General features: G+C 56.0%; 19 protein-coding genes. 6 read left to right on the forward strand and 13 right to left on the reverse strand.

All coding sequences use genetic code 11. The annotated features are described in order from the left end of the window. Positions 1–40: 40 nt before the first annotated feature. The 3 genes from RDV48_02890 to RDV48_02900 form a co-directional block, all read right to left on the reverse strand. Positions 41–292, reverse strand: a complete 252-nt coding sequence (locus RDV48_02890) for a helix-turn-helix domain-containing protein (protein MDQ7821721.1) — start codon at positions 290–292, stop codon at positions 41–43. A gap of 193 nt (positions 293–485) precedes the next feature. Continuing rightward, a complete protein-coding gene (locus RDV48_02895; GenBank protein ID MDQ7821722.1) occupies positions 486–974 on the reverse strand; it encodes a hypothetical protein in 489 nt (162 codons plus the stop codon). Positions 975–1,219: 245 nt separating this feature from the next. After that, positions 1,220–2,395, reverse strand: a complete 1,176-nt coding sequence (locus RDV48_02900; protein MDQ7821723.1) for a serine hydrolase domain-containing protein — start codon at positions 2,393–2,395, stop codon at positions 1,220–1,222. A 222-nt stretch (positions 2,396–2,617) separates the two neighbouring features. On the opposite strand from RDV48_02900, the gene RDV48_02905 reads away from it, so the two are divergent. From RDV48_02905 to cax, 3 genes are all read left to right on the forward strand, one after another. Beyond that, positions 2,618–2,935: a hypothetical protein gene (locus RDV48_02905; protein MDQ7821724.1), complete on the forward strand. Its 318-nt coding sequence runs from the start codon at positions 2,618–2,620 to the stop codon at positions 2,933–2,935. A 109-nt stretch (positions 2,936–3,044) separates the two neighbouring features. Continuing rightward, positions 3,045–3,497 (forward strand): peroxiredoxin family protein, encoded by a 453-nt coding sequence (locus RDV48_02910; protein MDQ7821725.1) that lies wholly within the window; start codon positions 3,045–3,047, stop codon positions 3,495–3,497. A 111-nt stretch (positions 3,498–3,608) separates the two neighbouring features. Continuing rightward, positions 3,609–4,682: a calcium/proton exchanger gene (cax, locus tag RDV48_02915; GenBank protein MDQ7821726.1), complete on the forward strand. Its 1,074-nt coding sequence runs from the start codon at positions 3,609–3,611 to the stop codon at positions 4,680–4,682. A 22-nt stretch (positions 4,683–4,704) separates the two neighbouring features. Here cax and RDV48_02920 read toward each other — a convergent pair whose 3' ends face one another. Both RDV48_02920 and RDV48_02925 read right to left on the reverse strand, forming a co-directional pair. Continuing rightward, complete coding sequence (locus RDV48_02920; GenBank protein MDQ7821727.1) at positions 4,705–4,896, reverse strand: hypothetical protein; 192 nt, start codon at positions 4,894–4,896, stop codon at positions 4,705–4,707. A gap of 32 nt (positions 4,897–4,928) precedes the next feature. Beyond that, positions 4,929–5,126: a hypothetical protein gene (locus RDV48_02925; GenBank protein ID MDQ7821728.1), complete on the reverse strand. Its 198-nt coding sequence runs from the start codon at positions 5,124–5,126 to the stop codon at positions 4,929–4,931. A gap of 180 nt (positions 5,127–5,306) precedes the next feature. Between RDV48_02925 and RDV48_02930 the strand changes: the two genes are divergently transcribed. Both RDV48_02930 and RDV48_02935 read left to right on the forward strand, forming a co-directional pair. Then, a complete protein-coding gene (locus RDV48_02930; protein ID MDQ7821729.1) occupies positions 5,307–5,540 on the forward strand; it encodes a transcriptional coactivator p15/PC4 family protein in 234 nt (77 codons plus the stop codon). An 18-nt stretch (positions 5,541–5,558) separates the two neighbouring features. Beyond that, positions 5,559–5,915 (forward strand): STAS domain-containing protein, encoded by a 357-nt coding sequence (locus tag RDV48_02935; GenBank protein ID MDQ7821730.1) that lies wholly within the window; start codon positions 5,559–5,561, stop codon positions 5,913–5,915. A 66-nt stretch (positions 5,916–5,981) separates the two neighbouring features. Here the strand turns inward: RDV48_02935 and RDV48_02940 are convergent, their stop codons facing one another. The 6 genes from RDV48_02940 to RDV48_02965 are packed head-to-tail and all read right to left on the reverse strand — an operon-like array spanning position 5,982 to position 16,372. After that, positions 5,982–8,507 (reverse strand): tetratricopeptide repeat protein, encoded by a 2,526-nt coding sequence (locus RDV48_02940; protein MDQ7821731.1) that lies wholly within the window; start codon positions 8,505–8,507, stop codon positions 5,982–5,984. Between the two features lie 49 nt (positions 8,508–8,556). Further along, complete coding sequence (locus tag RDV48_02945; GenBank protein MDQ7821732.1) at positions 8,557–10,158, reverse strand: IPT/TIG domain-containing protein; 1,602 nt, start codon at positions 10,156–10,158, stop codon at positions 8,557–8,559. A 43-nt stretch (positions 10,159–10,201) separates the two neighbouring features. After that, positions 10,202–10,756 (reverse strand): hypothetical protein, encoded by a 555-nt coding sequence (locus RDV48_02950; GenBank protein MDQ7821733.1) that lies wholly within the window; start codon positions 10,754–10,756, stop codon positions 10,202–10,204. Positions 10,757–10,785: 29 nt separating this feature from the next. Next, on the reverse strand, positions 10,786–12,795 hold the full coding sequence (locus RDV48_02955) for a hypothetical protein (protein MDQ7821734.1): 2,010 nt from the start codon (positions 12,793–12,795) through the stop codon (positions 10,786–10,788). 45 nt (positions 12,796–12,840) lie between these two features. Beyond that, positions 12,841–14,457 (reverse strand): amino acid permease, encoded by a 1,617-nt coding sequence (locus RDV48_02960; GenBank protein ID MDQ7821735.1) that lies wholly within the window; start codon positions 14,455–14,457, stop codon positions 12,841–12,843. A 58-nt stretch (positions 14,458–14,515) separates the two neighbouring features. After that, on the reverse strand, positions 14,516–16,372 hold the full coding sequence (locus RDV48_02965) for an amino acid permease (GenBank protein MDQ7821736.1): 1,857 nt from the start codon (positions 16,370–16,372) through the stop codon (positions 14,516–14,518). 161 nt (positions 16,373–16,533) lie between these two features. Between RDV48_02965 and RDV48_02970 the strand changes: the two genes are divergently transcribed. Further along, positions 16,534–17,262: an ATP-binding protein gene (locus tag RDV48_02970; protein MDQ7821737.1), complete on the forward strand. Its 729-nt coding sequence runs from the start codon at positions 16,534–16,536 to the stop codon at positions 17,260–17,262. Between the two features lie 2 nt (positions 17,263–17,264). On the opposite strand, the gene RDV48_02975 is transcribed toward RDV48_02970, so the two are convergent. Further along, entirely contained in the window at positions 17,265–21,791 is a 4,527-nt protein-coding gene (locus RDV48_02975) for a CHAT domain-containing protein (protein ID MDQ7821738.1), read from the reverse strand. Further along, positions 21,781–22,344: a hypothetical protein gene (locus tag RDV48_02980; protein MDQ7821739.1), complete on the reverse strand. Its 564-nt coding sequence runs from the start codon at positions 22,342–22,344 to the stop codon at positions 21,781–21,783. The genes RDV48_02975 and RDV48_02980 overlap by 11 nt, the downstream gene beginning before the upstream one ends. Between the last annotated feature and the right edge of the window lie 48 nt (positions 22,345–22,392).

Below are 22,392 nucleotides of genomic sequence, written 5' to 3' on the forward strand. Positions count from 1 at the left end.
AATCACTCCTTCCTTTTATTATAGGGGAACCTCATCGGGCTCAAGGCTCAATATCCTTTTCCCTGAGCCTTGCCTCATAGAAATCCCGCGCCTGGCGGAGCCATTTTATCCTCCCTTCCCTTTCCTGGTCTCCCGATTCAATGAAACTCAGCAGGTCTGCCCGGTAAAACCTCCACTCCCTCCCTGCCTTGAAGGCCCTGATCCTTCCCTCGCCGACCCATCGGTAAAGGGTGGGCTTTGAAGTCTTCAGGAAAAGGACGGCCTCTTCAAAATCCAGAATATCGCCACTCACTGCACACCTCTTTATTATAATTAATCATAGCTTATCATAATTAATTATAGTTTATCTATGGTTTTTTGTCAAGCTTTTCCCTGAGAAGGCAGGCAGGCATAGACATTGGCTTCATGGGGAGAGAGGAGCAAAAAAAAATCCGCCTCTCAGTCCCCGGGCGGATCCTTCTCAATACGAGCGGCTGAAGTAGCCGTCAGTGCCTCTTCTCAAGCACTATGCCACCGATGATCACCACGTCGTCAGTTTCCTCGATAGAGGGCAAATCTTTTGGAGCCTCAAGCTCCGAGGCCAGGCCCTCAATCTCTATGCGGGCCTTTATCTCCTCGGCCTTTTCCATCGTCACGTATGACCCGTCAACGGCCCAGACCACCGCTTCGTCCAGGCGGTCCTTGAACTTCGTGATGAAGTCGCCGGCCTTCCCCACGGGCTCGGGAGTCCCCGAGGTGGTGTCGTAGAAGACATAGCCCTTCCTGGTGCCGGTAATGAACATGTCGAGAGGGGCGAGGTGCGGCGGCCTCATCGTGGCCATGACGGTGAATCCGTTTTCATGGGTTTTGTAGCATACCTGATCGCCGTATCCGGCATAGGGATTTTCCATCATCCTCACAAAAGCCTCGGCAGGGGGCAGCTCCTTCATGTCCTGGCTTGTGAAGTGCATCCCGTTCCTGGCAAGCGAGCTCATCCGGTCAAGGGCCTGCCGCTGCCTGGAATGATATGCCCGTCGGTGGTATCGTCATGGTATTCTCTCCCTTCGGCACCCGCTGCCCTGTAGAATTCCTTTTCATAGATAGAATAAGGCTTTTCTGCCAAAACTGCAATACCGGAGGGGCAAGATGCCTTTCAGGAAATGCAAGAGGGCTAAATAGCATGACAAGGCGCACCGCCATGGAACATGTGACGGCTCCCCGCGGAACCCGGAAGGAGTGACTATCTGTGCTCGTTGAGGATGTCGCGCACTCCTGGGATAAGGGCGTTGATAAAAGCAATTCCTCCCGAGGGCTTGTCGAAGTCCATGTCCAGCCTGTTGATGGCTACGAACACGATGCGGCCCGAATCGGGAAGGTAGGTCCACTGGCAGCCCATGCCGGGATTTCCGCCGCTCTGCGATAACTCCTTTTCACCCCAGCCGCCCTTTTCTTTGACATAGAGGCCCAGTCCGTAATCCCGGGAGGGAGGGAGAATGGTCATCATTTTTTTCATGGAATCCAGGCTCACCACTCTCCCTTCGACAAACGCATTGGTCCAGGTGAGCATGTCGATAGCCGTCGTCACACCTGAGCCTGATGGCCATTTCCAAGAAAAGTCCCATGCCGAGGTGTCTTCCATCTTGTTCTGAAGAGGGTTCCAGGTATATCCATGGACAAAGGGGGGCGTGAGGGCTCCCGATCTGGGGAGCGAGGTGCCTGACATGCCGAGGGGCCCAAAGAATCTGCTGCGGAGCTCTTCTTCAAGGGGCTTTTTGGTCGCCTTCTCGGCAATGAGCCCCAGGATGAAATAATCGGTGCTCGAGGGATACCAGGAGACTCCCGGGAGGGAAATGGGGGGGGCTTTCGCGATAATCTCCATAAGATCCTCAGGTGCCCATTGCGAGCCGGGGTTCTCGTACACTTTTTGCCATAATTCCAGGGAATTGGCGTAGTTGTAAAGGCCGCTTGTCTGTGAGAGGAGCATCATGAGGGTGATTTTCCCGCCTCCCGGCACCATGCCGGGAAGCCATTTCTCGACGGTGTCGTCGAGTGAGAGGAGGCGTTCCTCTGAGAGCTTCAGGATGAGGGCTGCCATGAAGACCCTGGTGATCCCCCCGATGCGCACTTTCATATAGGGGCTCATGGGCTTGCCCGTTTCCAGGTCTGAAATGCCAGAGGCGCTTATCCAGATGGTGCTCTTTGTCTGAATCGCCATGAGGATGCCGGGAACATCGGTGTCGTATACCGATTTGTTGAGGAGGGCCTGAAGTTCCTGGACGGGAAATTCCCTGCTGGCCTGGGCGGTGAAGATGTCCATAGGGAGACCTGATGCAGTGGTCCCCGGCAGGAGAGAGAAGAGGACAATCCCTGCAATAATGATAATGAGGCTGCCGATACAGGTCCTTGCTCGTTTCATGGCAATCCCTGGTGAGTAATTTTTGTACTCCGCATGCTATAATTTTAGCATTAATGAGGGAATCAGATCAAGATTGGCGCCCCTTCAATTCCGAGAAAATAATACCCGATGTGCTGCAGAGGTACTTTACCTGAAAATTTCTTCTAAACAGGGTAAGCTTTCCCAGGGGCGAATTATTTCATGGAACCAAGGTTCCGGAAGTGAAACAGGCAGGAGACACCAATGGCGCGAGGAGACAACTTTATCAACAACCTGGAGCGGACATCCTCGGAGAATTTTTTCAAGCTGGAAGAGCGGGTCAAGGCCGATCTCTGGGAGCGGGCCATGGAAGGCGACACAAGGGCTATCGATACCCTTCTGAAGTTTATCGAGGTGGGCATGAAGGTCGTGGAGCTGTCCCACTACAGGAACAACCTCTCCGCCATCGCCGAGCGCCTGGAGGGAAGGGAGCAGATAGGTGAGCTTTTCCTTATCCTGGACAGGATTGCCACGTCGCTCGACCATATTGAGAAGAAACTCGGCGGTACCGATTCCTTTTAGCACGGCATCCCGGGAGGGTGCACCGGGCTGGTTGCCCCCCCATTTTATAGCCGCCGCCGTGGAGCGCGCTGCATGACAGGGAGGTGCATCAATGGCTTTGACTGAAGGTATGGAGGCTCCGGATTTCACTCTCAAGGATACCGGTGGCAGGGAGATCTCCCTCTCTCACTATAAGGGCTCAACACCTGTGGCCCTCGTGTTTAACAGGGGGTTCATATGACCTTTCTGCCGCCGCCATATGACGCAGTTGCGCCATGAGTATGAAAAGTTCAGGGCCCTTGGCGCCGAGGTGATAGCCATCGGTCCCGAGGACCCCGGGGAGTTCAGGAGGTACTGGGATCGCGAGGCGATGCCTTTCCCCGGTCTTTCCGACGCCGATCACAAGGTGGCCGATCTTTACGGGCAGGAGGTGCGCCTGCTGGCCCTGGGACGCCTCCCCGCGCTCTTCGTCATTGATAAGGAAGGAGTGGTCCGCTTTGCCCACAGGGGGCGCTCCATGGCCGACATCCCCTCCACCGGGAAGGTGCTGGAAATTCTTGGCGCTCTGACGAAGCCTTCATGACAGGCCCCCTTCCCGGGGCCCGATCTCTCTTTCCCTGCTTTGATGAAGGTATGGGGCGGAGAATAGCCAATTATATCAGGGGACTCTTATAAGACACGAGGAACAGATGCCATGAGATTATTTTTTGTCCTTTTAATCTTTGTGCCCCTCTCGATTCTTTTCCATTTCCTTCATTTCTCCAAAGCCCTTAATTTTTTTATTTCGGCCCTGGCCATTATCCCCCTTGCCGGTTTCATGGGAAGGGCGACTGAGGAAATAGCCTCGAAGAAAGGCCCCACCGTGGGGGGGCTCATGAATGCCACTTTCGGGAATGCCACGGAGCTTATCATCGCCTTTATCGCCCTCTCAAGGGGATACATCGAGGTGGTGCAGGCTTCTATCACCGGCTCAATCATCGGGAACCTGCTCCTTGTCATGGGGGCGAGCTTTTTGGCGGGCGGCCTCAAGTACAAGAGTCAGCCCTTCAACAAGGCAATCGTGGGGAATGGCGCCTCGATGCTCACCATTGCCACCATAGGCCTTGTGGTGCCGGCCATGTTTGCCTACACATGTCACCTGGACTCAAGGAGCATTGCCGTCGTGCACCTCAGCGAGTGGGTTGCCATAGCACTGCTTTTCGTGTATTTCCTGGGACTCGTCTTTTCGCTCCATACCCATAAGAATGTCTTCTGCGTTCCTGACGAGGATGCCGTTGATGAGTGCGCGCAGATGCACTGGAGCATGGGCCGCTCTCTTGCAGTGCTGCTGGTGACCACGATTTTTGTGGCCATAGAGAGCGAGCTGCTTGTCGATTCCATCCATGAGGTGACCAAGGTGCTCTCTCTCACGGAGCTTTTTGTGGGCATCATCATCGTGGCAATAGTGGGAAACGCCGCAGAGCATGCTGCGGCGATAGTGGTGGCCCTCAAGGGAAAGGCAGATCTCTCCCTCAATATATCGCAGGGCTCTTCAATTCAGGTGGCTCTTTTCGTGGCTCCCGTGCTTGTGCTTTTCGGTACCATCGTGGGCCAGCCTATGAGCCTCGTGTTCACGCCCTTCGAGGTGCTCGCTGTGGCGGTCTCGGTGATTATTTCCACGATAGTGTCCATGGACGGCGAGTCCAACTGGTTTGAAGGGGTGCTGCTCCTCGCCGTCTACTTTATTCTTGCCGTGGCCTTTTTCTTCTACCGCGCACCGGGACTCTGATCAAAGGCCCCGGTTATGGGCTCTAGCCGGCCTTCTTAAGGCCAAGAATGCCGGGCCGCGGTATCAGGGAGCGCCATAGTTTCCTCACGGTCACCATGTGCCTCATATAGTCATATTTGGTAAGGGTATTTCCCGTTCCCGGCGGAAAGCACAGGATAATAGCCCAGAACACGAAGGTGATTGTCACCAGAATTACAGAAAAAATACTTTCCATGGAGTTCCTCCTTGATGGCTTTTGTGGATGCGCTATGAGAGCGGCTCTGCAATGGTGAGCCTCCGGGGCTCACCTTGAAAAGAGAGGGGGCAGGTCTCGAGAGGCAGTTCCTGCGCAAAATGGATCCTGGCGCGTTTTTTCCTGGTGCTCCGCTCTTTCCAGGCTTTTATCTTCTCCCGTTTGGAGCACCGGGATTCCCTCCTGCACACAACAAAAGAGACAAGACCCATAAAATCCTCCTTTTATGAGCCGTCTCTCCGCATTGATACAATTCTCGGAGAGGGGGTCCATTTCCTTCCCGGTAAGAAAATTTCCCCTTTTCTTTTTCAAGAAGGAAAAGAGAAGCCTTTGGAGTATCGTAAGAAGGTACCTACTATTGCCAAGTTTCAGCATCAAAGGTGGTGAATACCATGTCAGATGAGGTTGAGATTGCCCGTATAGAAAGAGGATACGGAAAGTTTCTCGTAGTCAAGATAGCGACATGGAAAGACAGTAATTACGTGGACGTGAGGGAATATTATACCGAGAAAGAATCAGATGAGCTGAGGCCCACCAAAAAAGGGATCAGATTCTCCTATGATCTTGTCGAGGAGATCCAGGATGCCCTCGCAAAGGTGAAAGAACATGTCGAAGGGGCATCATGAGCCAGTCCATGGAGCCGCATGATGAAACTGTCATATGAATCCCGCGCCCTGAGTGAAGACCTGATTTACGTGGAGCTCAAAGGTGAGTTCGGCTATCCTGATGTGCTTCATACCAAGGATGAGCTTTACCGCTTGCTGGGCAAGGCAAAGAAAAACCTTCTCATTGACCTGAACAGCCTGGAATATATTGACAGCGTGGGCATCGGGGTCATCATCGGCCTTCAGAAGCGCGCCAGTGAGCTTGAAGGCACGCTCTCCCTCATCTGCAGGAAGGGGAAGATATTCAAGATTATCGAACTTGTCGGGCTTGATAAAGCCTTTAACCTGTTTTCCTCCTTCGCCGCTGCCCGCCAAAGCCTTCTCGGCGTCTCATGAAAAAGAGGGCTCCCTTAGATTTTTCAGGTGATCCTCTGCCTTCAGGAACCTTTCCCTGCTGGCATTTCATGATGAGGGAGGAGCTTCCTTGAGCATTTTCAGGTGATCCTCTGCCTCCAGGATCCTTTCCCACTCGCCTGGTTTGTTCATTGAGCTGTCGATAAATGCCTTCCAGTACTGGATGGCATTGACGGTGCTTCTCCCCTCGTAGACAAGGGCGAGCTGATAGAGGGCGTCGGAATAATTCTTCTTATGCTTGATGGCCGCCTTATACTCCTCTATGGCCTCATCTATCTTCGCGATGCGCTTATAGACGTTTCCTGTGTTGTAGTAAGCCTCGGCATACGAGGGGTCAACCTCTTTGGCCTTTTTGAACTCCACGAGGGCGTCATCGAGCTTCCCCTGCTCGCAGTAGCAGACGCCCAGGATGCTCCGGGCCTCGACAAAATCGGGCTGGAGCTCAATGGCATTCTTGTATTCGCCGATCCCCTTTTCATACATTCCCTGGGCATAGCAGGCGCTCCCCAGGATGAAATGGGCCCAGGCGTTGGGGCCGAGCTCTATGGAGTTGCAGCATTCCTCGATGGCCCTGTCGATATCGCCGAGCACGTAGTAAGCATTCCCCAGGCTGCAGTGCGCCATGGGGTCGTCGGGGCGGATTTCCACCACCTTGGAGAAATACGAGATGGTCTCCTCGAGGTTGTTATCCATGAATTCGGCCGTGCCAAGATTATTATAGGCTTCGGCGAACATGGGGTCAATCTCGATGGCTTTTCCCCAAGCCTGCTTTGCCTCGGTGAGCTGGCCGATGCTGTGGTTGGCGACCCCGAGGTTGTTGTAGGCTTCGACAAAGGCGGGATTCTCGGCGACGGCCAGCTTGAATTCCTCAATAGCCTCTTTTATGTTGCCATTCTGCTGGTAGGCAAGCCCGAGGTTGTTGTGGGCTTCGGGGTTCGTGCCGGTGAGGGCAATCACCTTCTTGTATTCCTCGATGGCCTCGTCATTTTTACCCTTGATCTGCAGCACATTGGCAAGGTCAAAATGGGCGCGGGGGAACTCGGGATTCACTTCCACGGCTCTCCTGTAGGCATCTATGGCGTCCTCGTCGCTTCCCTTTGACTGCAGGGTGAGCCCCAGCGAGTGAATCACCTCCGGATTGTCGGGATCAATCCCCAGGGCCCTCTGGTAATGCTCGATTTCCTTCTCCACGATCCCTTTCTGACCGTAGGCAAAGCCAAGGTTGCAGAGTGACGTGACAAAATCAGGCTTGTAGGAAACGGCGCTCTCAAAGCACTGGATGCTCTCGTTGATGAGGCCCTTCTTCCCGTAGGCGATGCCCATGTTATTGTATGCGATGGCGTTATTAGGGTCAATCTCAATGACCCTCTGGTAGTTCTCCAGGGCCTTGTCATAGTTCTGGAGCCGTGAATGGCAGACTCCCATATCATTGAAGGCTGCGGCATTCGTCGGGTCTTCCTTCACCACGCGGTGATAGGCTTCAATGGCGCTCTGGTTGAGGTGGGCCATAGCGCAGATGCGGCCGATGTAAAAGTGCATCCTGGGATCTTCGGGCCCCTCGGCGATCACGTAGTTATACTGCTCTTCGGCAGTTTCAAAATCCTGGACTCTCAGGCATGAGTTCGCAAAGTTGATCCTTGCCACATGGAGGTCGGGGTCATTTTCCAGGGCTTTCTCGAACTCCTCGAGGGACTCCTCGACTTTTCCCTCCAGGCTGTAGGTATAGCCGAGGTTGTTATAGGCGCCGGCATACTGGGGATTGATGTGGAGCGCTTTTTTGAAGGACTCCTCGGCATGCTCGAGCTTGTGCTGCCTGAGGAACTCCTTGCCCTCACTGTTGTAAAACTCGGCTTTCTTGAACTGCTCGGCGGCGATGTCCAACCGGCCGTCCTGGGCCTTCTGGCCGGGTGTCTCCTTTGTCTTATGGGCTGCAGCCGTCTTTTCCGGGGGGCGCACCGCATGGGCGGCCTTTTTGGCGGGAGCTGCCTCTGGCACTTCGGCCTTCTCTGCCGTTTCCACCTCCTGCGGCTCTTCTGCCGTCTCCTCTGCGGTCTTCCGGGCAGGCTCTGCCGTTTCATGGTCAGGCTCCCCGGGGGCGGGTTCCTGCGCCGTGGGCTCCCCCTCCTTCAGGGCTTCGGGAGGCTTTTCCTCTGGCTCTTCCTTTTTTTTCTTCCTGGGCAGCTTCGGCTTTGGTTTTGCGCTCGGCTGCTGCTCAAGAGCCTTCTGGGCCAGCTCCTGCTCGAAGAGCTCGCCTTTCTTTTCCAGCTCAGCGGCTATCTCTGCCCTGATCCTGGTCTCCTCCTCCATATCCACCGAGGCTTCATAGCCTTCTCCCTCGAGGGCTATGCCTTCCTGTTCCTCGGTCATGATCTTCTGGATTATCTTGTTGGGGAACTTGAAGGCCGGCGCCTGCTCCTGCGTGCCCTCCTCACCCTTGCTCTCAGCCTCTTCTTCGCCTGCTATGAAGTCTTCGTCGCTGAAGGCGGGAAAGGACTTTTTCCGGCCGGCCGCTTCCTTGTCGTCATCTTCATCGTCAATGTTGAAAAGCACTTCATCGGAAAAGCTTCTGTCCAAGGCCTTATGCTCCTTAACGATGGTTTCTCTTTATGGGATACTCGGGGAGCTATGAGCTCTTCAGTAATGATTTCAACTTGCCGTCATATTCATCCTGCAGCTTTTTTATCTGCTTCTGGAGTGAGTCACGCTGCCCCTTGAGGGTTTTCACTTCCCGGTAGAGCGCCGCCGTGTCCTTTGACATGCGCGCCGCCATGTGCTTCTTCCAGGTTCTGATGTTTCTCTGCTCCGCTTTCAGCTTGTCATACTGTTTTTTTCCTGCTTCAATCTTGTCGGCATTATCCTGGGGGTTTTTCTCCAGCTCCGTGAGGTCGGCATCAAGCTCGGTGAGCTTTTTTGCCACCTTTTTCCCGCGCTCGTTGAGGCTCCTTATGGCATCCTGGTTTCTCAGGTCATCCTTGCCCTTCTTGAGTCCATACGTCTCTTTCTTGTTCTCGAGAGAAGTCTGCACTTTCTGAAGTTTGTCCCTGAGGGTGGCGAGCTTCCCCTTGAGGGTGGTGATATAAGCGAGAAGGGCGTTCTTGTCGGCTGGCTTGGCCGTGACTTTTTTGTCAGGGCTTGCCTTGGGTGCTGCCGTGCTCCTGGGAGAAAGGACCGTCTTTGGTGTCTCCGAAGGGTGCGGCAGAGATGAGGGAGTCACTTTGGAAGTTATTTCAGGCCTGGGCAAGGATGGCCGAGCAGAGATCTCCCCGGGTGAGGGGCTCTCTGTGGGCGTTTCGGGCGTAGGTTTCGCCGTAAAGGTCTCCTTTGGCGCCGGCGGGATGGGAATCGCTTTGGTGCGCGTCTCTTCAGGTGTTGGCGGAGGAAGGACCTTGACGGGAGTGGCCGAGGCCGCCGCAAGCGGGCTTGCCATGGAAGGAGAGGGCGATGGCGCCGGAGTGGGAGGGGGCACCGTTGTGGAGGCCTTCACTGAAGGCATTGCCGTCGGTGTTCTCACGGTATAAGGCGAGGGGGAGGGGCTCTCCCTGGGGGGGGGCGGGACAGGGATAATGGGAGGAGTGACCACTTTCGGAGACGGCTTTGGCGCCTCGCTTGCCGAGGGCGTGGCCGTGGCTTTCGCGATACCCTGCGCTCCCTCCTCGAGTTCCTCGAGCTTCTTGCACATGAGGCTGAAATTCCCCTTTTTCTTCGCCACGATGTCGATTTCCACCTTGTTGTCATCGCCGCCCGAGGTTATCACCGTCTGCTCCGCGCCTCCCGGGAGGTCGATGATCTCGTAGTATTTGTTCTTCACCATTATCTTCCAGGGCTTTTTGGAGCCGACGACCCTGATGATCCCCTTGGTCTTCTGGCCCGCGTTGAGGTTCTTGTCGGCAAGGCCGAACTCGATGTAGGGAATCACGTAGAATTTGTATTCCTTGCTCCTCAAACCCAGGACATCGACGGTGACGCCGCAGACCTTGGCGCCTTCAGGCACGGTCACGACGAGCATATCGGGCCAGGCCTTCTTGATCTCGGCCACGATGTTTCCAAAGCGCACGATGTTCTTTTCCTTCTCCTTGTGGAAGTTGCTTCCCTTGATCATGATCTGTTCGCCGGCCTTTGCCTTCGAAGGCGTGATCTCGTTGATGACAGGAATTTGAGGTTCCTCTGCGAAGAGGGGAAGGGCTGTCAGGATGAGCAGGAGCAGTGCAAGCGACGTCTTTTTCATTGGTTCACCTCTTTGTGCGTGGCCTTTCTTTATGGTAAGGTAATTATCTCCCCCCATGGCAATTTCCTTCTTGCGGGTGGCTCTGAAGGGTGCCCTCCCCGCCGCTGAGGCCTTTGCGTGCCTCGCTGTCGGAGAGAAGCGCGCTGAGCCTTCCATGAATCTCTTCGAGAGGAGCTTCAAAGAGCTGCGGGGGGAAGCAGAAATGGTAGCCGGTCTCTTCGTGGTTGAGGGCGGCAAGCCCCTGCATCGCTTTCCTGAGGCCTTCGGTTCCTGAGAGGGCAAAACCCAGGTAGCGCTTTCCCGAGTGCTCGAACATGTCGATTTTTTCGATAATCTGCCATTTCAGCAGCAGGGGCCTCAAACCGGCGGGAATGGTAATGCCCTCTGAAGTGACTGAAAGGGCGCCGGCCTTGCCCATCCGCCCTGCCATCGCGGCGACGAGGAAGATCACGAGGGCAAGGCCGAAGAGGCCATGAGCGAATAAGGCAGGGGCTCCCAGTGCCTGAAGATAAAGCGAGAGAAAGATGCACGCGGTGGCAATGACTGCTCCCATGGTGGCGAGGGCCCTTGCCCTTGTTCTGTTTCCCGGTATGATCATGGTCCCGTAAGCCCCTCTATGCCCTTGTTTCAGCGGGGGTGCTGCTCTTCCACCTTGATTTCGCGCTGGAGCGTCACCAGGAACTGGTTTATCTCCTTCTGTGCCTTTTCGATATCCTCCTGGAGAGACTTTATGGTCCGCTCCAGGGTCTCGATGAGGTTCTCCTGCTCCGTCATCTTGCCTATGAGCCGCTCCCTGAGCGCCGTCTCCTCTCTCGAGGAGGAGAGGGACTGGATATTGTTCCGCAGGCGCTCCTGGTCATTGAAGATGCTCTGGAGCTCGGCGCGCCTGAGAGCAATCTCCCGCTCCATATCCTGCTTTTTGATCTGCAGGCCGTTGAGCCTCTGTATCTCCTCGGCGGTGTCACTGTCGTAGAACTTCTGCGAGAGGAAGTACATGATGGCGTCATTGCTTAGGTTCATCAGGTTATAGGTGGTCCAGAAGATTCTCTTGTCCTTGACCGGGAAGGTATATTCACCGGCGGCGGGAAGGTCCATGAGGAAGCGGTAAAAGCTCTGCGTCGTCTCTATGGGCGCCGGAGTGTCCACAAGCTCCCAGTCCACCTCGCGGGGATGCTCTATGATGAGCTTCACTGCCTCGGCGCTCTTGTACTTGATCTTGTAGATCTTCTCCCTTTTCCGGTAGTAGTGGGTGTTCATCACGCCGCCGGCGATATTGACGAGAAACACGGGCTCGTCATTGAAAAACTCCATTTTTTCTATATGGCAGCCCAGATCCACGGCGTAGGGAATGAACTTTTTCTCGTCGGGCTTGGTGAAATCGAGCATCGACTCGCCCATATAGGTGTCCTGCTCATAGACGGTCACGGGTCCGCCCTCGAGGGTAAGTCCCGTGTCGTTGGTCATTTCAAGGCATGTCATGGGATTGTGGGCTCTGTTCCGCTCGTTGTAGACCAGGATTTTCTCACCCTTGAAGTGGCCGTGGATGATGGGGACCAGGGCCGACTGGTTTCTCTTGATGGTCACGGGGTGTGCAATTCGGTACTCGAAGAAATCGCCCACTTTCGCGGTGATGGTCTTCACCTCCACGGAGCTTGCCATCTGCGCCCTGGCGGGGGCCGGCGCTCCCGGCGCGCCGCCGGCGAAGAGCATCGCCTGGTCGCCCTTCGCTTTCATCTCCCTCTTTCTTGGCATTATGGCGGCTTCTTCCATGTCCATTTCCATGGGAGCACTGGGGGCCGGCTCGGCGAAGCCCTCCTCGAAGGAGGGAGGGGCGACGCCCGCCTCGTCCCGCACCTCCACAACGGGTCTCCGCTTGAAGCGGGGGTGGTAGAGATCGTGGACAAAGGAGACAGGGAGGCCCGAGACAAGGGAGAGGGCAATCTCATCCCAGTCCTCGTCCTGCGTGTTGTCCACGACAGCCCAGCCCTGGATGAGGGGCTTTTTCCCCGCTCCGAGGACCACGCGGTAGGTGGTCTTCCAGACAGGCGACTCCAGCACGTAGCTCACGAGGAGCTCCCGCTCGCCTTCGCCAGAGGTGAAGATGGTGAGCTTCTTGAGGTCCTTCTTCTGCTTGAAGATGATGGTCTTCAGGTAGAACTCCAGGTCCCTGTTGATGCTCTCGTCGGCGATCCTGATGCTTTTTATCTCCTCGAGGGGGAAGCTGGTCATCTCTCCCCTGTCGTTGAGGATGGTGAGGCGCTGCGTCTCGATGATGGTATCCTGCTCCTTCCTGGTGAGGGGATCGAGGCCCACGACGGCGCCCTGGAGGATCTCCTTTCCGACGTGGAGCTCTATGCGGGCCCCCTTTATCTGGGACAGCAGCGAAGTGAGGCTCCGCTCCTCGGGGATCCTTATCGAGATATCCTCAAGGAGCTTTTCCGTCGGCGTCGTGGAGTCGTAGCTCACCGATGAGACTATGCCGCCGCCCAGGTCCATGATGGTGAGGGACTTCAGGACGTCGTTCATCTCCCTGGTCTTGAAGGAGAGGTCCACGGCGGCCTTGTCCCTGATGGTCATTCTTTTCTCGAAGTATCCCACGCCGTGCTTATAGAGAATCACCTTTTTCACATGGGGCATTGCATGAACCTCCTCTCGTTGCTGAAGCGGTGCCTCTGCGACCATTCATTCTCCGATGTCTTCATACCTGGTGTGGTGCCTTCCATAGAAGAAATACACCACAAGGCCGATGACAAGCCATGATACAAAGCGGATCCATGTGATAAGCGGGAGGCCGCACATAAGGTAGACGCAGGTGGCAATGCCCAGCAGGGGCACCAGGGGCACCAGGGGGGTCTTGAAGGGCCTGTGAAGGTCCGGCGACCTGTAGCGGAGGATGATGACGCCGGCGCAGACCAATACGAAGGCGAAGAGCGTGCCGATGTTGCAGAGCTCGGCTACCTCGTTGATGTTAAGGACCGTGGCGCAGAGGGCCACGACGATGCCCGAGATGATGGTGGTGCGGTAAGGCGTCTTGAAGCGCGGGTGCACCACGGAGAGCCACTTGGGCACAAAGCCGTCGCGGGACATCGAAAAGAAGATCCGCGGCTGGCCGAGCTGCATCACAATCAGCACGGCGATAAGGGCCACCACGGCTCCCACTGAGATGATGTGGGAGGCGAGGAACGTCTCGCCGACATACTTGAGGGCCGTGGCCACGGGCTCCGAGGTGCCCAGCAGGTTCCAGGGGCAGATGCCCGTCATCACGCCGGCCACAATCACGTAGAGGATGGTGCATACGATAAGGGAGCCTATGATTCCTATGGGAAGGTCCCGCCCCGGGTTTTTTGCCTCTTCAGCCGTCGTCGAGACCGCATCAAACCCGATATAGGCAAAGAAGATCATCGCCGCCCCTGTCTGGATGCCCGCGATACCATTGGGCATGAAGGGAACCCAGTTCTGCGGGTTGATGTGGCGAATCCCTACAATGATGAAGACCGCCAGGATGATGAGCTTGAGGGCCACGATAAAGCTGTTGACCTTGGCGCTCTCAGAGATTCCCACCACCAGGAGCGTTGTCACCAGGGCGATGATCAGGAATGCCGGAAGGTTGATGCATACCGGCAGGTTCCCTATATGGGGAGCTTGAAGGGCCGTGATGAGAAGGCTGTTGAACTTGATGAGAATCGGTGATGTGGAGATATCGGGCACGGCTCCTATGGCATCAGCCATGGCCTGGGTCTTGTTCGCCACCGCGGGATTATGGATGATGTCCGTGAGGGTTCTCGCGAGGTCGGGAAAGGCTTCGCTGAATTTGGAGATATACTTTTCGGGATGTTTGAGGGCTTCCACCACCGTCATGATATCGGTGGTGATCCATGAGGGGAGCCTGATGCCGAAGCCATCAAGAAAAGACTTGAAGTAGCCTGACCAGCCGATGGCCACCGTTGATGAGCCCACCATGTATTCCAGCACGAGGTCCCAGCCGATGATCCAGGCCACGAGCTCGCCCAGGGTGGCGTAGGAATAAGTATAAGCGCTTCCCGCGATGGGGATGAGCGATGAGAACTCCGCGTAACAGAGGGCGGCGAAGCCGCAGGCAATCCCCGTGATGATGAAGGAGATGACGATGGCGGGTCCTGCGCCGATATGGCTTGCGCCGCCTGCGGCCGCCGTGCCGGTGATGACAAATATGCCGGCGCCGATGATGGCGCCTATTCCCAGGGCCATCAGATCAACAGGGCCAAGGACCTTCTTGAGCTTGTTCTCGCCTTGCTCTGATTCCCTGAGGATTCTCTCCACGGATTTTACTTTGAACGCGTTGTGAAACAGGGTGACCACCTCCGGTAAAGTTTTGTGCTTATTCTTTTTCCATTTCCTTGATTTCGGTTATCTTCCATCCCATGGGGGTAAGCTCAAGCTTCATCAGCAGCCGCTTCTCGCTTCCCGGGATTGCCATGAGAAAGTCGGCCCTGTCAAGCCCGGGGAGAGGCTTCTTGATAAGGGGAAGTGCATTCCCCCCGTTGGCCTTGATATAGCCCATGTAGCGCTCCACGTCAGCATTGTAGTCCCTGTATTCCCGCCCAATGTAGCTCCTGATGGCGGTAGTCGCCTCAGGGCTGTTCATAACGGCAATTATCCTGTCATGGACCTTCATCGCCGGTCCCAGGAATATGACGATATACCACGTGATGAGCAGGAAGCTTATGATGGTGGGGATAAGGAAAGGCATCGTCGATCTCAGCGATTCTGTGAAGGTGACCTTTTCCTTCCTGAGGCGGCTGTGGGCCGCGCCGTAGAGAAAATAGATGAAAAGGCCAATGATGAGCCAGTAAAGGAACCTTATCCATGTGAGGAGCGGAAGCTTTATCATCAGGAAAGCGCAGCAGGCAATGCCCAGGAGAGGCACCAGGGGCACGGCGGGGCACTTGAAGGGGCGGTGGCGATCCGGGTCCCGGCGGCGCATGATGATGACGCCTATGCAGACAAGCACAAAGGCGAAAAGGGTGCCGATGTTGCAGAGCTCCACCACCTCGTTGATGTTGGCGAAGGCGGCAAAGAAGGCCACGAAGACGCCGGTGAGGATCGTGGTCACATGGGGCGTCTTGAAGCGGGGGTGTACATGGGAGAACCATGCGGGAAGGAGTCCGTCGCGCGACATCGAGAAGAAGATGCGCGGCTGCCCGAGCTGGAACACAAGCAGCACCGCCGCCATCGATACGATAGCCCCGAAGGATATTATCCCCGCCGCCCAGTTCACCCCTATAAGGCTGAAGGCCCTTGCGAGGGGATCGCCCGTACCGAGCTCAGAGTAAGGAGTCATTCCCGTGAGCACGGCGGCGATGGCGATATAGATAACGGTGCATATTATGAGGGAGCCTATCATGCCGATGGGGAGGTCCCGCGCGGGGTTCTTGGCCTCCTCGGCGGTCGTGGAGACGGCGTCAAAGCCGATATAGGCGAAGAAGATAAGGGCGGCGCCGCTGAAGACTCCCTGCCACCCGTTGGGCATGAAGGGGCTCCAGTTCTCGGGCTTGATGAACTTGATCCCTGCAATGATGAAGAACGCGAGGATAAGGAGCTTGAGGCCCACGAAGATGTTGTTCATGAATGACGATTCCTTGATGCCTATGACCAGCACAAGGGTGATGAGTGCCACGATGGCCACGGCGGGAAGGTTGAAGATGACGGGGAAAGAGCCGATATGGGGAGCGCTTTCCAGCACCCCGGGCGCGGAAAAGGCGTCACGGTAATTCGTACAGAGCCATACAGGGACATTGATACCGAGCCCCTTGAGGAACTGTACAAAATAGTCTGACCAGGAGATGGCTACGGCGATATTTCCCACGGCATATTCAATGATGAGATCCCACCCGATGATCCAGGCCACTATCTCTCCCAGGGTGGCATAGGAGTAAGTATAGGCGCTTCCCGCAATGGGGATGAGGGAGGCAAACTCAGCGTAGCAGAGGGCCGTGAAGGCGCAGGCTATGGCAGTGAGCACGAAGGAGAGCATGATGGCAGGTCCTGCTCCCTTGTGGGCCGCACCGCCTGCTATTGCCGAGCCTATGGTGGCAAAGATCCCTGCGCCTATGATGGCGCCCACGCCGAGGGCGATGAGATCGACTGCGCCAAGGGCCTTCTTGAGCTTGAATTCCTGGTTTTCCGACTCTTCAAGGATAATGCCCAGGTCCTTGGTTTTGAAGAACTGTGCCATACCCCGTCCCCCTGAAATGAAACATGCCCGGGGATCCCGCCCCGGGAGTATTTCTTTAATTCCTTTTCATCATCACAAATCCTTCCCTGCCTGAAAAAAAATCGCGGGCAGGAAAAGCGCTCCTGCCGTGTGGTATTATGGGAGAATGGGAAGGGGGCTCTATGGACCTCGCAACGAGGGAGTATTATATCTCCAAGAAGATGGGAAAGGCCATCTTTGACTATCGCATGCTGGCCCAGGGCGACAGGGTTCTTGTAGGCATATCGGGAGGCAAGGACAGCCTCACACTCCTCAGGATTCTCACAAGGTGGCGCGACGTGGCGCCTTTTGCCTTCCAGGTGAAGGCCATCCACGTGGCAATGGAAGAAATGAAGGAAGAGACCGAAAAGGTGCTTGGCTATCTCGAAAGAGAGGGCCTTGACTGCATAGTGGAGCAGGCGAAGCCCGTAGTACCCTCAAAAAGGAGCCGATGCTACTGGTGCGCCCGCCGCCGAAGGGAACATCTTTTCGTCGCGGCCTCCCGCCTGGGCTTCAACAAGATTGCCCTGGCCCACCACATGGATGATATCGTCGAGACAGTCCTGCTGAATCTTTTCTTTAACGGCGAGATAAGCACGATGGCGCCCAACAGGGCCCTTTTTGACGGGAAGATCCATATAATCCGCCCCTTTGCCTACGTGGAAGAGAGCGCCCTGAAAGCTGTCGCCTCAATAGCCGGCTACCCCGATCTCCCCCCCTGCCCCTACGGGCAGGTCTCCAAGAGGGCGAAGATGAAGGAGATCATAGGGGGCCTCCGGCACAGGAACAGGAACGTGAAAACCAACATCATGAGGGCTCTCTCCCGGGTCAAGGAGGGCTACCTTCTCGACCTTCCCCCTTCCCGGGAGTAGCGTTACTTCCAGTCTCCTATCATGATGAAGGGAGCCCAGTGGAAGGGGAGGGGATATTCTTTGATGAGCCTCACCTGGGCCTCCCTGAGTGCCTCGTCTTTTCCTGTGCTCCTGGCGAGGGCCTCGTAGAAGTACCCCATGAGCTTTGCCGTTGATTCGTCGGCGACGCTCCAGAGCGAGGCCAGGACAGTAGGAGCCCCGCAGTAGATAAGGGTCCTTGATATGCCTATCATATCGTCACCGGAGGTGATTCTTCCCAGGGCCGTCTCGCAGGCCGAGAGCGTGGCAAGGCGGCAGTGCCCGAGATTTATCGAGCCCAGATCGTTCAGGTTCATTACTCCGTCGCAGGTGGCTATGCCCGAGAGGAGTGGATTGCGCTCATTAAGCACCCCATGGGTGGCAAAATGAAGATAGGAGGCTCCCGGTGCATATTCCCTCACGGAATCCCTCGTGAACTCCTTCTCTTCTTTCAGGGAGGCTGACGGGAAAAGAGCTCCCAGCTTCTCCACCTCAAGCTTTGTTGCGGGAAGAGGGCTCATCGAGCCCACCTTTTCATTCCCCAGGGCGAAGGCTACCAGGTGTGCCGACCCTGGCGGCGCTCCCGGCCTTTTTCTTATCTCCACAAGGACCGATGCCGAGGGAAGCGTGACAATGGTGCGGTCCATGACAAGGGGCTTCCCGCTGCGGTCCAGAAGGGCCGAAAAAGGGAGATTGTTGAGAAAGCGGTGGGGCACTATCACCAGTCTTTTTGCTTTCTCGAAGAACGGCTCTGCCGGGGCGATGAGAAGTGCATGGAGCTCGGAGAGCTTCTTCTTGACCATGGCGGAGCTTTCGGGGAGCTTTTTTTCGGCGTCGCGCCTTATAAGGCTTTTCGCGTCATTGGTGAGAGACCGGAGGTCTCCATGGTTTTTCCCGATGACCTTTGCTTCCATCCCATGGCGGGTGATTATGAAGAGAAAGGTCTCCCGGGCCTCCACGTAGTAGGCAAGCATCACGGTATCGTCATCGAGGTCCTCCTGAATCGCCGCCAGGGAGGCGGGCTTGACAGCCTTGGTGTGATAGAGTCGCTGGTTTTCCATATTAAGAATCGCGAGGGCTTCCTGGTATTTCGCGTAGTACTGGTCGATATAGGACTTGGGGACTTCGGGAGGCGCCAGGATGGAAGATCTGCCCGCGAAGGAGGCGCTTCTTTTGGTTTCGGGAGCCCCTGTGGGGGCGAAGGCCACTTCAGCGCCTGGAAGCACGGGAGAAATGCCGGCCATGGCTTCCCCCGGAGGCTTTGAAAGAGCATTCAGGAGCCCCTCATATTCTCTCATCCCTTCCATGAGTGACACCATCTTTTCCCGGACCTTTCCCCCCGAAGGCGCAGGCCAGAAGCTCCTGCCCACGGTCTGCAGAAAAGCCCTCGCCCGGTCTCTTTCACTGAGGCCGAAAGCCTTCTCTTTTTCATTTTTCCTGAGGAGAATCCTTATGGTCCCTCCGTAGGGGGACTGTAAGGATTCTGAGAGCTCCAGAAGCTTTGCCTCGCTCTTGATGGTTCCGAGAAGCTTTTCAGAGAGCTTGATAGCCTCGTCATAATAATCAAGAGCTTTCTGGTAGCATTTCTCCGCTTCGTCCGGGAGCTTCTGGGCTTTCCTGTCTCCTTCCTTTTCTGCGAGAAGTCCCTGATCACTGAGATTGGGCACCTGCTCGAACACCCTGTAGTGGAGCCTGTCAAAGGCGCTCTTTTCCCTGAGTAACGGGGCTATGGAGTCGTAGTCCTCGACTGCAGAGTAATATAAGATGATATTTTTGAGAATCTCGCTCTTCTGGCGGATATTTGACTGGCTGGCGCTCAGGTTCCGGAGTGTGTTGACGATCTCCCCGGCCTTTTGCCTGTCTTTGTTCCTGCAATATACACGGAGGAGCCTTTCGTTGATTTTCACCGAGAGGTTCGGAGCATTAACCACAAGTTTCTCCGCATGGAGGAGCTTTTTCTCCGCATCTTCCAGGTCTTCCCGTTCAAAGGCGAGATCGGCGAGCCCGATAAGTATGTCCCCGGAGAGTTCCGGGTTTCTCAGGCGCTCTGCCTCTTTTGAGGCTTTCTCCAGCAGGGCCTGAGCCTTGTCAAGATAGGCCATGTCGTACTGCCAGAGGCTTGTAAGCTTTCCTGCCACAGCCAGCGAGAGCAGGATATTGATTTTCACCTCACCTGCCTGCTCGCTCAGGGCAAGAGCCTCACTGGCATAGCCGAGCAACAGCTCGGGACTTAGCATGTCGGTACCCGAGCTCATGGAGAGCAGGGTCATGAGGTACGTCACGATAAGGCGGAGGTTCCCTGCCTTTCTTGCTTCTTGATAAAGGCGGTGGAACTCGAGCGCCGATTCCTCAAATTCATTTTCTTCCCCGAGGATCTTCGCCTCGGTGAGGCGGCACTGCCAGAGGCCCTCGCGGTCTCCGGTCTTTTCGAACAGGGCCCGGGCCGATGAAAGGTGTTTTCTTGCCTTCGCGGCATTTCCCAGGTTGAGAAGGATTATATCGGCGAGATTGAGCGATGCCTGGGCGGCGTCGCCCACAAGGCCCCGGCTGGCAAAAAAGCGGGCAGCCTCTTCCATGAGGGAGAAGCCTTTTTCAGGATCCCCCAGTATGAGAAGGTAATAGCCTATTGTGTACTGCGCAACTCCCCTTTCTCTTTCCAGGCCCTTTTCTTCAGCGAGGTCAAGGGCTTTCCGGTAGTACGCAAGGGCTTCGGGGGAATGGCCGCGGTTCTTGTAAAGGTCGCCGATGAACTGGAGCACCATCACTATCCCGCGGGGATCATCAAGCTCCTCGTAAATGGCGAGGGCCTTCCGGTACTCCTTCTCGGCGGCGTCCATGTCGCCCCGGTGCCAGTAGGCCATGAAGCCAATGTTCACCAGGTCGGAAGCCTCGCCTTTCCTGTAGCCCAGGCTCCTGTTGAGGGAGAGCGATGCCTCATAATGGGCCTTTGCCTCTTCTATCCGGGACATGTGCTCGCAGCATCCCCCAAGCGCTGTTTCTAAAAGGGGGAGGCGCAGCCGGAGCCCCCCGGATTGAGCTTTTTCGAGGGCCTGCTTGAAAATTTTCTCGGCGCCGGGGGCGTCACCCCTCGCCATGGCCAGCGTGGCAAGGCTTTCTAGGGCGCTCAGGACTCCCTCGCGATAATTAAGGGCAGTGCTGAGCGCCAGGGCTGCTTTCAATGCTTCTTCTCCGCGGGCTCCGTCGCCCGTCGCGGCGAAGAGATTTCCCAGTGAAACAAGGGCATAGCAGGCTTCAGACACCAGGGCTGGATTCTTTGCCGCATCATAATAGGCGCAGGCTTTGAGAAGGGGCGCCACCGCCTTCTGGTAATCTCCCAGGAAATACCATTGCACGCCCGTATAGGCCTGTATCTTTGCCTCAAGAGCCCTGTCACCGCTTTCAGCGGCAAGCCGGAGGGCTTTCTCGTAATCCTGGAAGCCTTGTTCCGCCTGGCACCTCTCAAAGGCGATGTCGCCGGCCATGAGAAGGGCCTTTGCTTCCCCGGGCCTGTTCCCTGAGGAGGCATAGATGGCCCGGGCCTCTGCCGCCTCCTGAAGGGCTTCCTTCACTTTTCCCAGGGTGTGGAGAATCGTGGCCCTCTTGAGATGCAGCCCGGCTTTTTTCTCTCCGTTCTTCTCGCAGGCCGCAAGCGCCTTTTCATAAGCTCCCAGGGCTTGCGTGCCACGGCCGAGCGAAAAAAGAGTCTCGCCTTTCGTCTCGAGGACCTGGGCCTCCGTCTCCTTGTCAAGGGGGAGGAGCAGCGCCTTTTCCAGGGGGGCGAGCCCTTCCTCCTCCCTGCCGAGCATCGCGAGGGTATTTGAAAGCTGAACAAGGGCCAGCCCATAAAAGTGAGTGTTATCCGTTTTTCCCAGAAGCTCTGCGGCCTTTTCCGCCGTAGTGAGGGCTTTTTCATACTTTCCCTCTAAAAAAAGAGAAGAGCTCCACGTGAGGCAGGCGGCCCCCTCTTTCATTGTATCGCCTGCACGCTGGAATGATAAAATGGCCGATTCCATGGCTTTGTCAGCATCGGCGGCTCTGCCTGATGCGCGGCACAGGAGTGCGTACTGGAATTCCGCCGCGCCGGCATAGAGATGCTCCTTCTCTGCCTTAAGAAGCCTCCCGCTCTCCTCAAGGTCTTTTTCTGCCTCGCTGTTCTGCTGTTTTTCCTTCCTCCACGATCCCCTTCTCAGCAGCGTGACCCCCACTCCCCATGCGTCATTGCTGCTCCTGAACAAGGCGAGGGCCTCATCCCATGCTCCTTCCGGTGATTTCCCCTCCGATGCCGCCGCCTGGCCTTCCAGGAGCTTAAAGTAGGGAAGCCAGGGAGCCTCACTGCCATGGGCCGCCTTCATTGAGGCGAGGAAGGCGGCTCCTCCCTCCAGGTCTCCCGAGAGAATGGTTTTCAGAGTCTTTCTTGTGAAGTCCCGGGGATCTTCCGCCGTGGCCCAGGCAGAGTGAAGCAGAAGGCAGAGCAAGATAAAGATGGCTCCAAGCAGACTTTTAAAAGTCATACTTCTCTTCCATGACATATCCTGTATGGAGGTTCACCTTGCGGTACCCCCGCGAAATTGTAGTGGAGGCCTTTTCTCCCTGGGTGAGCTTTGAGGTATGGTGAAATGTTTTTTCTATGAAGACCTTCCCTTTGGACAGAAGCCTGTCTTCAGTTCTCTCGACGTAAGTGGTGGCCATGGCGAGCTCGCAGGCAAGGCTTTCCGGGAGTCCCTCCTCGCCGGCATCATCTTTTTCGAGCGTGAAGGAGCCCGCGAGCTCGGTGGCTATCCTGCTGGTCACAAGCTCCTTTCCCCTGGAAAAGCTCCCTTTTTTTATCGTGAGAATTGCGGCGGCATTTGTTATGCGGTACGGCTCGGTAAAGATGCCCTGGAGGGAGAGATGCCTGTCAATGACAAGGTCGTCAAGAAGAGAGAAGCCGTCTCCTTCAAACTTTACCTTCGCAGGAACGCTTTCGCCCAGGTATTTGATGATGCGCGCGAGGTTCTCAAACTCTGAAAGCGTGAAGGGATCGCTTTCTTTTGCTTTTTTATCGCTCCGGCCCTGTTCGCTCATTGTTCCTCCGATATCTCTATTCTTCCTGGGGTATTCTTCTTCCTTTGT

The organism is Candidatus Eremiobacterota bacterium (assembly GCA_031082125.1).
Lineage (GTDB): Bacteria > Vulcanimicrobiota > CADAWZ01 > CADAWZ01 > Ess09-12 > Ess09-12.

What these genes read in the sequence shown, in the direction of transcription:
- RDV48_02980 (MDQ7821739.1), bottom strand. Translation starts at nt 22,344, where the DNA reads ATGAGCGAACAGGGCCGGAGCGATAAAAAAGCAAAAGAAAGCGATCCC.
- RDV48_02955 (MDQ7821734.1), bottom strand. Translation starts at nt 12,795, where the DNA reads ATGCCCCATGTGAAAAAGGTGATTCTCTATAAGCACGGCGTGGGATAC.
- RDV48_02905 (MDQ7821724.1), top strand. Translation starts at nt 2,618, where the DNA reads ATGGCGCGAGGAGACAACTTTATCAACAACCTGGAGCGGACATCCTCG.
- cax (MDQ7821726.1), top strand. Translation starts at nt 3,609, where the DNA reads ATGAGATTATTTTTTGTCCTTTTAATCTTTGTGCCCCTCTCGATTCTT.
- RDV48_02900 (MDQ7821723.1), bottom strand. Translation starts at nt 2,395, where the DNA reads ATGAAACGAGCAAGGACCTGTATCGGCAGCCTCATTATCATTATTGCA.
- RDV48_02970 (MDQ7821737.1), top strand. Translation starts at nt 16,534, where the DNA reads ATGGACCTCGCAACGAGGGAGTATTATATCTCCAAGAAGATGGGAAAG.
- RDV48_02965 (MDQ7821736.1), bottom strand. Translation starts at nt 16,372, where the DNA reads ATGGCACAGTTCTTCAAAACCAAGGACCTGGGCATTATCCTTGAAGAG.
- RDV48_02935 (MDQ7821730.1), top strand. Translation starts at nt 5,559, where the DNA reads ATGATGAAACTGTCATATGAATCCCGCGCCCTGAGTGAAGACCTGATT.
- RDV48_02925 (MDQ7821728.1), bottom strand. Translation starts at nt 5,126, where the DNA reads ATGGGTCTTGTCTCTTTTGTTGTGTGCAGGAGGGAATCCCGGTGCTCC.
- RDV48_02975 (MDQ7821738.1), bottom strand. Translation starts at nt 21,791, where the DNA reads ATGACTTTTAAAAGTCTGCTTGGAGCCATCTTTATCTTGCTCTGCCTT.
- RDV48_02950 (MDQ7821733.1), bottom strand. Translation starts at nt 10,756, where the DNA reads ATGATCATACCGGGAAACAGAACAAGGGCAAGGGCCCTCGCCACCATG.
- RDV48_02920 (MDQ7821727.1), bottom strand. Translation starts at nt 4,896, where the DNA reads ATGGAAAGTATTTTTTCTGTAATTCTGGTGACAATCACCTTCGTGTTC.
- RDV48_02945 (MDQ7821732.1), bottom strand. Translation starts at nt 10,158, where the DNA reads ATGAAAAAGACGTCGCTTGCACTGCTCCTGCTCATCCTGACAGCCCTT.
- RDV48_02895 (MDQ7821722.1), bottom strand. Translation starts at nt 974, where the DNA reads ATGAGCTCGCTTGCCAGGAACGGGATGCACTTCACAAGCCAGGACATG.
- RDV48_02930 (MDQ7821729.1), top strand. Translation starts at nt 5,307, where the DNA reads ATGTCAGATGAGGTTGAGATTGCCCGTATAGAAAGAGGATACGGAAAG.